General features: G+C 69.5%; 8 protein-coding genes and 1 tRNA gene. 6 read left to right on the plus strand and 3 right to left on the minus strand.

The features are described 5' to 3' along the window. Positions 1-206: 206 nt before the first annotated feature. Genes AOK15_RS26840 through AOK15_RS26850 form a run of 3 tightly spaced genes read right to left on the minus strand, consistent with a single transcriptional unit; the run spans position 207 to position 3,765 of the window. Positions 207-1,136, minus strand: coding sequence for a metal-dependent hydrolase (locus AOK15_RS26840; protein ID WP_055520934.1), 930 nt, complete (start codon positions 1,134-1,136; stop codon positions 207-209). Further along, complete coding sequence (locus AOK15_RS26845) at positions 1,133-2,923, minus strand: SDR family oxidoreductase (RefSeq protein WP_055520935.1); 1,791 nt, start codon at positions 2,921-2,923, stop codon at positions 1,133-1,135. The genes AOK15_RS26840 and AOK15_RS26845 overlap by 4 nt, the downstream gene beginning before the upstream one ends. Next, positions 2,920-3,765: a M24 family metallopeptidase gene (locus AOK15_RS26850; RefSeq protein ID WP_055520936.1), complete on the minus strand. Its 846-nt coding sequence runs from the start codon at positions 3,763-3,765 to the stop codon at positions 2,920-2,922. Before AOK15_RS26850 ends, AOK15_RS26845 begins: the two co-directional genes overlap by 4 nt. Before the next feature lie 328 nt (positions 3,766-4,093). On the opposite strand from AOK15_RS26850, the gene AOK15_RS26855 reads away from it, so the two are divergent. The 6 genes from AOK15_RS26855 to AOK15_RS26880 all read left to right on the plus strand — a co-directional run bounded on the left by AOK15_RS26855 (position 4,094) and on the right by AOK15_RS26880 (position 8,502). Further along, positions 4,094-5,083 carry an ABC transporter ATP-binding protein gene (locus AOK15_RS26855; RefSeq protein ID WP_055520937.1) on the plus strand — a complete coding sequence of 330 codons (990 nt, stop codon included), beginning with the start codon at positions 4,094-4,096 and terminating at the stop codon, positions 5,081-5,083. Continuing rightward, positions 5,073-6,011: an ABC transporter permease subunit gene (locus tag AOK15_RS26860; protein ID WP_055520938.1), complete on the plus strand. Its 939-nt coding sequence runs from the start codon at positions 5,073-5,075 to the stop codon at positions 6,009-6,011. The genes AOK15_RS26855 and AOK15_RS26860 overlap by 11 nt, the downstream gene beginning before the upstream one ends. Then, positions 6,008-6,919, plus strand: a complete 912-nt coding sequence (locus tag AOK15_RS26865) for an ABC transporter ATP-binding protein (RefSeq protein WP_055520939.1) — start codon at positions 6,008-6,010, stop codon at positions 6,917-6,919. The genes AOK15_RS26860 and AOK15_RS26865 overlap by 4 nt, the downstream gene beginning before the upstream one ends. A 10-nt stretch (positions 6,920-6,929) precedes the next feature. Next, on the plus strand, positions 6,930-7,649 hold the full coding sequence (locus AOK15_RS26870; protein WP_055520940.1) for an ABC transporter permease subunit: 720 nt from the start codon (positions 6,930-6,932) through the stop codon (positions 7,647-7,649). A gap of 190 nt (positions 7,650-7,839) precedes the next feature. Continuing rightward, on the plus strand, positions 7,840-8,139 hold the full coding sequence (locus AOK15_RS47280) for an SGM_3592 family protein (protein ID WP_240508608.1): 300 nt from the start codon (positions 7,840-7,842) through the stop codon (positions 8,137-8,139). Between the two features lie 279 nt (positions 8,140-8,418). Continuing rightward, positions 8,419-8,502, plus strand: a tRNA-Ser gene (locus tag AOK15_RS26880). Positions 8,503-8,981: the final 479 nt, after the last annotated feature.

An 8,981-nucleotide genomic window follows, 5' to 3' on the forward strand; every position in this document is an offset into this window, starting at 1 on the left:
GGCGGAGGTGGGCGCGGGCAGGGGAGTGCCGGCAGGCGGGAGCGCGGTGGTGGGGGCGCTCCCCGTGGTGGCCCGGGGTGTGGTGGTGGCGGGAGGGAGCGCGGCAGCCGGGGGCATGCCGGTTGTCTCGGCCGGTTCGTCGTTCATGGTCCTCATACCTTCCCCGCCTCCTTCTTCTTGCGCCCACGCCCGGGCGATCAAGCCGTCTACGTCCCCGCTCGTACGATCGCCGCTGCCGCCGTACGTGCCGCGGGCGACTGCGCCAGATACTCGACAGCCCTGCGCAACGAACCCTCCTGCGAGGGGTGGTAGGAACGCCGCAGATAGCGGGGGACGGCCGCGCCGAGCTCCTTCCAGGTGGGCAGCAGCCCCTTGCGTACGGCCCTATTGTGCGCGGCGAGTGAGTAGCGCAGGCGTCCGGCGAGCTCCGGGTCGTGCCGTATCAGATAGGCGGTGCCCCACACCCACATGTAGAGCATCATCGGCGCCGTGACCGCCATGCCCGCGATCCGGCGGGGGTAGCGGGATCGGCCCCGGCCGCCGCAGTGCTGATACATGTCGAAGGCGACCGCACGGTGTTCGACCTCCTCTGCGCCGTGCCAGCGCAGCAGGTCGAGCATGACCTCGTCGGCTCCGGCCCGGTCGAGACCCTCCGCGGCCAGGACCCAGTCACCCAGCACCGCTGTGAACTGCTCGATCGCCGCGATCAACGACAGCCGGAAGCGCAGCCACTCCCTGGGTGGGATCGGTGCCCCCAGGGGAGGTCTCTCACCGAGCAGCTTCTCGAAGAGGAAGTCGACGTACCTGGTGAAATCCGCCGTGTCGAGCCGCTGCGCCGCGAGATGGTTCAGCACGTACGCGTGCTGCACGCTGTGCGTGGCCTCCTGCCCCATGAACCCCTTGACGTCCTTGAGGAGTTCTCGGTCCGTGACCAGCGGAAGGCCCTCCTTGAAGACCTTCACGAACCATCGCTCCCCCGCCGGCAGGAGCAGATGCAGCACGTTGATCACGTGGGTGGCGGTCGGTTCGCCGGGGATCCAGTGCAGCGGGGTCTTCTCCCAGTCGAAGGAGACCCTTCGTGGCGCGATCGCGTGCCGCTCCGCCGCATCCTCGGGGTGCTCCTCGCGCGGGCTCACAGCCGGGGCTCCAGTCGGGCGAAGGCGCGCAGAGCCCTGGGGGTGAAGCGCGACATGAAGTGGCCGCCGCGGGCCTCCGGGGTGACCGGCACAACGGCCTGGTTGCGCACCACCGCCCGCAGAATGGCGTCCGCGACCTTCTCCGGAGGGTAGTTCCGCAGACCGTACAGCCGGGCGGCGTTCCGCTGCCGGCGCTTCTCCTCCGCGGCGTCGACACCGGTGAAGCGGGCGGTCGAGGTGATGTTGGTGTTGACGATGCCGGGGCAGATCGCCGAGACCCCGATGCCCTTGCCGGCAAGCTCCGCTCGGAGGCATTCGCTGAGCATGAGGACGGCCGCCTTGGAGGTGCTGTAGGCGGGCAGGGTCCGTGAGGGCAGATAGGCCGCGGCCGAGGCGGTGTTGACGATGTGGCCGCCCTGCCCGCGTTCGGCCATCTGCCTGCCGAAGAGGCGGCAGCCGTGGATCACGCCCCACAGATTGACGTCGAGAACCTTTCGCCAGTCCTCGGGGGTGGTGTCGAGGAAGGAGCCCGAGAGGCCGATCCCGGCGTTGTTCACGAGGACGTCCACCACCCCGTACTCGGCTGCGACCTTCTCGGAGAGCTTCTCCATGGCCTGCTCGTCGGAGACGTCGACCGTCTCGGCCCAGGCCTCGGGGGCGCCGATCAGCCGGGACAGTTCCACGGTGCGGGCCGCGCCCTCCGCGTTCCGGTCGACTGCGATGACGCGCGCACCGGCTTCGGCGAACGCGAACGCCGTGGCCCGGCCGATCCCGCCCGCGGCCCCGGTGACCAACACCAACTGCCCGCCGAACCGGTCGGCGTACTTGCCCGTGGCTGCCGCGGGCGCTGGGCGCCCGCCGTCGGTGGCCGTGACGAATTCGGTGATCCAGGCAGCCAGTTGGTGAGGGCGTGTGCGCGGGATCCAGTGCTTGGCGGGGAGAGTGCGGCGGATCAGCCGCGGAGCCCACTGCTCCAGTTCGTCGTAGAGCCGCTCGGACAGGAACGCGTCTCCCAGGGGAACGATGAGCTGCACGGGCGCGTGCGCGTACGCGTCGTCCCGCGGCTCGGCGAGACGGGGCCGTACGTTGTCCCGGTACAGCCACACACCGTGCGCGGCGTCCTCGGGCAGCGACCTGGACGGATAGCCGCCGCTCGGCGACAGCTTCTCGGCCCGCTGGACCATGCGGGGCCACCGCTTGCCGAGTGGGCCGCGCCAGGCGAACTCGGGCAGTCCGGGTGTGTGGAGCGCATAGATGTACCAGGACCTGACGCCCTGGTCGAGGAGCTGGCCGAGCCGGCGCGGGGTAGGGAACTTCGTGCGCCGCTTGATCCAGTGGCCGAGATGGTCGAGCGAGGGTCCGGACATCGACGTGAAGGACGCGATGCGGCCCTCGGTGCGCTCGACCGTCACGAACTCCCAGCCCTGCACCGAGCCCCAGTCGTGTCCCACGAGATGAACGGGCCGGTCGGGGCTGACCGCGTCCACGACCGCGAGGAAGTCGTCCGTCAGCTTCTCCAGGGTGAACCCGCCGCGCAACGGCCGCGGTGCCGTCGACCCGCCGTGGCCGCGCACGTCGTACAACACCACGTGGAAGCGCTCGGCGAGGTGCGCGGCGACCTCGGACCAGACCTCCTTCGAGTCGGGATAGCCGTGTACGAGCAGCACCGTCGGCTGCTGTGGGTCGCCCAGCTCGGCCACGCACAGCTCGACCCCGTCCGCGCGCACCCGGCGCTCCCGCGCACCTGCCGGCCCCACCGAAGCCTGCACCTCTTCCCCCTCGCTCATCGGCACTTCTCCTCCGCCCACCGCCGTACGTGCGGCAAATCGTCGTCCAGCCAGAAGGCGCTCTCCTCCGGGTCCCGGGAGTCGGTGACGACCAGGATCTCCTCGAACTTGGCGCCGGTGCCGCGGAAGCCGAGGTGCGGCTCGACCGCCCACAGCCCCGGCTGCGGCGGATGGTCCGAGAACCGGTACGGGGACCACAAGGGCGACCAGCCGTCCCGGTGCCCGTGCAACGCGTCCGCCGCCAGGCCTTTCAGCGCCTGTGTGCCGAACCCGAAGACATGGGGTGACCAGCGACGTTCCTTGACCCGGTCGACCTTGTGCGCGATGACACCGAAGGGATACGCGCGATGGCGGTTGGCGTACCCCTGGCGGACCATGAGCCGGTCCACGTCCTCGTAGATCTCCCGGAGTGAACGCCGCTCGCGCACCTCGCGCAGGATCAGCTCCCGGTGCGCTTCGAGGTCCGCCATCAGTTTGTCGTGCAGGGGACTGGGGCCGAGGCAGCCCGAGTAGCCGATGTCCGCGGTGTAGCCCTTGTGGACGGGAGCCATGTCGAGGATGAACGGCATGCCCGGCTCGAGTCGGCGGTCGGTGGGGAAGAACTGCAGCGGTACGCGGAAGTTCACGAACGCCGTGCGGTCACCGAACCAGGCGAAGGGCAGATGGAACCAGTCCCGCACCCCACGCTCCCGCAGCCAGTGGCGCTGCATCCGCGCCGCCTCGCGCTCGGTCACGCCCGGCTTCAGCTGGGCCGCGACCGCTTCCGCACACTCGTACGCGAGGGTCTGCACCTCACGGAACCCCCGCAGGTCCGCCGAGCGTTCCCCTGTCACCGAGCTCATGTCACCGCCCCACCTGTCTCCGTCGGCTACGGTCCGTGTTCGCAATGTGACATCGAAGAATGTGACAGTGATTGGCGGCTGCGTCAATAGGGGGTGTCCGAGGCTATGGAGAACCGCGGGCACCAAATCGATGAGCCAGTCGTTCTTCCATCGCGGCGACCGGTCCCGCCGGGCCCTGGCCTGCCGGTTGTTCGACCTCAGGGTGACCCCTAGGGGGACTGACGGCTGATGCCCCCTACGGGCCCGTACGACTCGAGGGGGACGTCGAGACAGCTCTGCGGGGTGACGACCACGAAGGCTCCCCGGCTCTAATGTCGAAATCGTGACTGTGATCGCGACCGAAAGCCTGAGCAAGCGGTTCCCGAGGGTGACCGCTCTTGACCGGCTCTCCGTGGACATCGGACCCGGTGTGACGGGACTCGTCGGTGCCAATGGCGCCGGCAAGTCCACACTGATCAAGATCCTCCTGGGTCTGTCCCCCGCCACGGAAGGCCGTGCCGAGGTGCTCGGACTGGACGTCGCCAGCAAGGGCGGCGTCATCCGCGAGCGCGTCGGATACATGCCGGAGCACGACTGCCTGCCGCCCGACGTGTCGGCCACCGAGTTCGTCGTGCACATGGCCCGGATGTCGGGGCTCCCCCCGACCGCCGCGCGCGAGCGGACCGCTGACACCCTGCGCCATGTCGGCCTCTACGAGGAGCGGTACCGCCCGATGGGCGGCTACTCCACCGGCATGAAGCAGCGTGTGAAGCTGGCCCAGGCGCTGGTGCACGACCCGCAACTGGTCTTCCTGGACGAGCCGACGAACGGCCTCGACCCGGTCGGCCGGGACGAGATGCTCGGCCTGATCCGCCGTATCCACACCGACTTCGGCATCTCGGTCCTGGTCACATCGCACCTGCTGGGCGAGCTGGAGCGCACCTGCGACCACGTCGTGGTGGTCGACGGCGGCAAGCTCCTGCGGTCCAGTTCCACGCGGGACTTCACCCAGAGCACGGCCACTCTCGCGGTCGAGGTCACGGACACCGACGAGCACCCCGACGGCACCCGTGCGCTGCGCGAGGCGCTCCAAGGGCGCGGTGTGACCGTCTCCGACGGCAGCGGCCTCCCCGGCGCCGGGCACATCCTGCTGCTCACCGCGCAGGGTGAGGAGACCTACGACCTGATCCGGGACGTCGTCGCCGAGCTGGGCCTCGGTCTGGTCCGTATGGAGCAGCGCAGGCACCACATCGCCGAGGTGTTCCAGGACAGCGACGAGCAGGCGATTTCCCAGCGCACGCAGGATGCCTGGAAGGAGGCGGTCGGCCATGGCGGTTGAGCAGACCCGGGCTCAGGCCCCGGCTCAAGCCGGTGCACAGCCCGCACGTACCGGCGAACAGAGCCGGATCCACAACATCGGCTACCGCAGCTATGACGGCCCCCGTCTGGGCCGCGCCTACGCCCGGCGTTCGCTGTACTCGCAGTCCCTGCGTGGTGCGTACGGGCTCGGCCGTTCGGCCAAGTCCAAGGTGCTGCCGATGATGCTCTTCGCGGTGATGTGCGTGCCGGCGGCCATCATGGTGGCGGTCGCGGTCGCCACCAAGGCCAACGACCTGCCGATCAAGTACACCGACTACGCGATCATCATGCAGGCCGTCATCGGGCTGTACGTCGCCTCCCAGGCGCCGCAGTCGGTCTCCCTCGATCTGCGCTTCAAAACGGTGCCGTTGTATTTCTCGCGCCCGATCGAGACCTCGGACTACGTGCGCTCCAAGTACGCCGCGCTGACCTCGGCGCTCTTCATCATCACCGCCGTCCCCCTCGTCGTGCTCTACGTGGGCGCTCTCCTGGCCAAGCTGGACTTCACCGACCAGACCAAGGGCTTCGCACAAGGACTGGTGTCCGTGGCGCTGCTGTCACTCCTCTTCGCCGGCATCGGTCTGGTGATCTCCGCGATCACGCCCCGCCGAGGGTTCGGCATCGCCGCCGTCATCGCGGTCTTCACCATCTCCTACGGAGCCGTGTCCGTCGTCCAGGCCATCGCCGACGCGCAGTCCAGCAGCGGCGTGATCCCCTGGCTCGGCCTCTTCTCGCCGATCACGCTGATAGACGGCGTGCAGACCGCCTTCCTGGGCGCCACCTCAGCCTTCCCCGGCGGGCACGGGCCGTCCGGCGGACAGGGGGCCGTCTACCTCCTCGTCGTCCTGGGTCTCATCGCGGGCTCCTACGGCCTGCTGATGCGCCGCTACCGAAAGGCCGGGCTGTGACCACGCTCACCATCGACCACGTCTCACGCTGGTTCGGCAACGTGGTGGCGGTCAACGACATCACGATGACCATCGGCCCCGGCGTCACCGGCCTCCTCGGCCCGAACGGCGCCGGGAAGTCCACCCTCATCAACATGATGGGCGGTTTCCTCGCCCCCTCCACGGGCACGGTCACTCTCGACGGCCGGCCGGTCTGGCGCAACGAGAAGATCTACAAGGACATCGGCATCGTCCCCGAGCGGGAGGCGATGTACGACTTCCTCACGGGCCGCGAGTTCGTCGTCGCCAACGCCGAGTTGCAGGGCCTCGGGGCGACGGCGGCCCAACGGGCTCTCGCCACGGTGGAGATGGAGTACGCGCAGGACCGCAAGATCTCGACATACTCCAAGGGCATGCGGCAGCGCGTGAAGATGGCGTCCGCCCTGGTCCACGACCCGTCCCTGCTGCTGCTCGACGAGCCGTTCAACGGTATGGACCCGCGCCAGCGGATGCAGCTCATGGACCTGCTGCGGCGCATGGGCGACGAGGGCCGATCGGTGCTGTTCTCCTCGCACATCCTCGAAGAGGTGGAGCAGTTGGCCTCCCACATCGAGGTGATAGTCGCCGGACGGCACGCGGCGAGCGGAGACTTCCGGCGCATCCGGCGTCTGATGACGGACCGGCCGCACGTCTATCTGGTGCGTTCCAGCGACGACCGGGCACTGGCCGCCGCGCTGATCGCCGACCCGTCGACCGCCGGCATCGAAGTGGACCTGACCGAGGGTGCGCTGCGCATCCAGGCCGTCGACTTCGGACGGTTCACCGCTCTGTTGCCGAAGGTCGCCCGGGACCAGGGCATCCGTCTGCTCACGGTCTCGCCGTCGGACGAGTCCCTCGAGTCCGTGTTCTCGTATCTGGTCACGGCGTAGGAGGCCGAAGATGTACGACCCCACAGTCGCCCGGCTCACCTACCGGGCCCTGCTCGGCCGCCGTCGGGCTCTCATTCTCGCCGCGCTGCCGGTGCTGCTGCTCGTGATCTCCGCGGCCGTACGCGGTCTGAGCGGAGCCGACGACCAAGTGGCGGCCGACCTGCTCGGTGGGTTCGCACTCGCCACCATGGTGCCGATCATCGGCGTCATCGCGGGGACGGGCGCGATCGGGCCTGAGATCGACGACGGTTCGGTGGTGTATCTGCTGGCGAAGCCGGTGAAGCGGTCGACGATCATCTTCACGAAGCTGATCGTGGCGATCGCCGTGACCATGGCCTTCTCGGCGATACCGACGTTCGTCGCGGGTCTGATCCTGAACGGCAACGGGCAGCAGATCGCGGTCGCCTACACGGTGGCGGCACTGGTCGCCTCCATCGCGTACGCGGCGATGTTCCTGCTCCTGGGCACCGTGACCCGGCACGCGGTCGTCTTCGGGCTGGTCTACGCGCTCGTCTGGGAGGCCCTGTTCGGGTCGCTGGTGCAGGGAGCTCGCACGCTCAGCGTCCAGCAGTGGTCCCTCGCCGTGGCCCAGAAGGTCACCGACGGGGACCTCGTGACCTCCGAGGTCGGACTGTCCACGGCGGTGATCCTGCTGACGGTCGTCACGGCCGGGGCCACCTGGTACGCGGGACAGAAACTGCGCACGCTGAAGCTGGCCGGCGAGGAGTGACGCAACTCTCCGGGGAGGCGGCCGCGGAGGCCCGTTCGGGCACGCAGCCGCCTCGGTCGGCCTCCCCGCCGCGGCGGCGGAGGGCTTGACGGAGGCTTCACACGCGTCCAGGCACACTGGGCGAGGGGTGCGAAGCGGTGGGAGACGGCCAGGAAGGGCAAGGGCGGCCAGGAGGCAGGAGGGCACGGGGATGGCGGCTGAGGTCACACCCGACGAGGGCGAGGGGCAGGGCATGGCGTCCGGGGGCGGTTCCGAGGCGGCCTCAAGGTCCGGAGGCCCGAGCCGTGACGAGTCGGCGGGCTGGGACGATCTCGTTCTGGACGAGGACTTCATACGGTCAGCGGAGACCGCCGAGCCGTCGGCGAGGGCTCGGATGCTCGCGGCGCGTTGGCGGGAGCAGACGCCCGATCCCCAGCCGTGGCGGTCGGACGAACCGCCTGCCGGGTGGTTCTTCAGCAAGGCGCGCCGGCGCAAGTGGCGTCGTCGCTGACCGTGCTCCATGGCGGGACGGGCGCGGCGATATTCAGTGGCGGACAACTCGGGCGCCAGGCAGAGTGGTTGGTGTTCAGGCCGCCGGATCGAGGCGGTCCCACGTTCTGGGAGAGGAGCCCGGCGATGCTGTTCATCAGGCGCAGTACGTCGAGTTCCCGGCAGGGCAGTCCGCGGCGGAGTCCGGAGTAGTTACCCCTCCGTCGAGTTCGCGTCGCAAGGGAACTGCCCGGGGCGGCCGCTTCGAGCACGCGAATCGCTTCGCGTGGGCCGCCCACCCGGAGGATTGGCCGAGTGGTAAGGCACCGGCTTGCTAAGCCGTGGTCGGGTTCTGCCCGCGCACGTTCGAATCGTGCATCCTCCGCCGTGTCGCTGTCGCTGTCGCTGTGACTTGGCCGAGTGCTGGGGCTGGGGGCGTGAGTGAGAGGCCCTCGGTGCTGGTGCTCGACCTAGGGTAGCTGGTAGCTGGTCGCTGTTCGGGAGCCCCAAGGGTGAGCCCGCCAGAGGGTGCCCCGCTGAAATGTGGTTGGCACCGTTGGCCGTGGGACGGCTGGTAGTGGGGTGCCTGGCAATTCGGCGCATGGTGGTCGGGCTGGTCTGCCATGCGGTTTGCTCGCGTCCGCAAGGCGCCAACCCCGGCCCCAAGTGCCGGCCCGCAGACCACCGAACCCGAACTTCAAGGCCCCGGCCCGGAACCGCGGGGCCCCGCCCGGAACCGCAGGCCAACGGCCCCGAACCGCAGGCCGACGACCCCGGTCCTCAAGGCACCGACCCCGGCCCTCAAGGCCCTGGTCACCAAGGCACCGGTCATCACGCCGAGGCCGCACCTCCCCGCCCCTGCCC

It is taken from the genome of Streptomyces ossamyceticus (genome assembly GCF_001418475.1).
Taxonomy (GTDB): Bacteria; Actinomycetota; Actinomycetes; order Streptomycetales; family Streptomycetaceae; genus Streptomyces; species Streptomyces ossamyceticus.

What these genes read in the sequence shown, in the direction of transcription:
- AOK15_RS26845 (WP_055520935.1), bottom strand. Translation starts at nt 2,923, where the DNA reads ATGAGCGAGGGGGAAGAGGTGCAGGCTTCGGTGGGGCCGGCAGGTGCG.
- AOK15_RS26850 (WP_055520936.1), bottom strand. Translation starts at nt 3,765, where the DNA reads ATGAGCTCGGTGACAGGGGAACGCTCGGCGGACCTGCGGGGGTTCCGT.
- AOK15_RS26860 (WP_055520938.1), top strand. Translation starts at nt 5,073, where the DNA reads ATGGCGGTTGAGCAGACCCGGGCTCAGGCCCCGGCTCAAGCCGGTGCA.
- AOK15_RS26870 (WP_055520940.1), top strand. Translation starts at nt 6,930, where the DNA reads ATGTACGACCCCACAGTCGCCCGGCTCACCTACCGGGCCCTGCTCGGC.
- AOK15_RS47280 (WP_240508608.1), top strand. Translation starts at nt 7,840, where the DNA reads ATGGCGGCTGAGGTCACACCCGACGAGGGCGAGGGGCAGGGCATGGCG.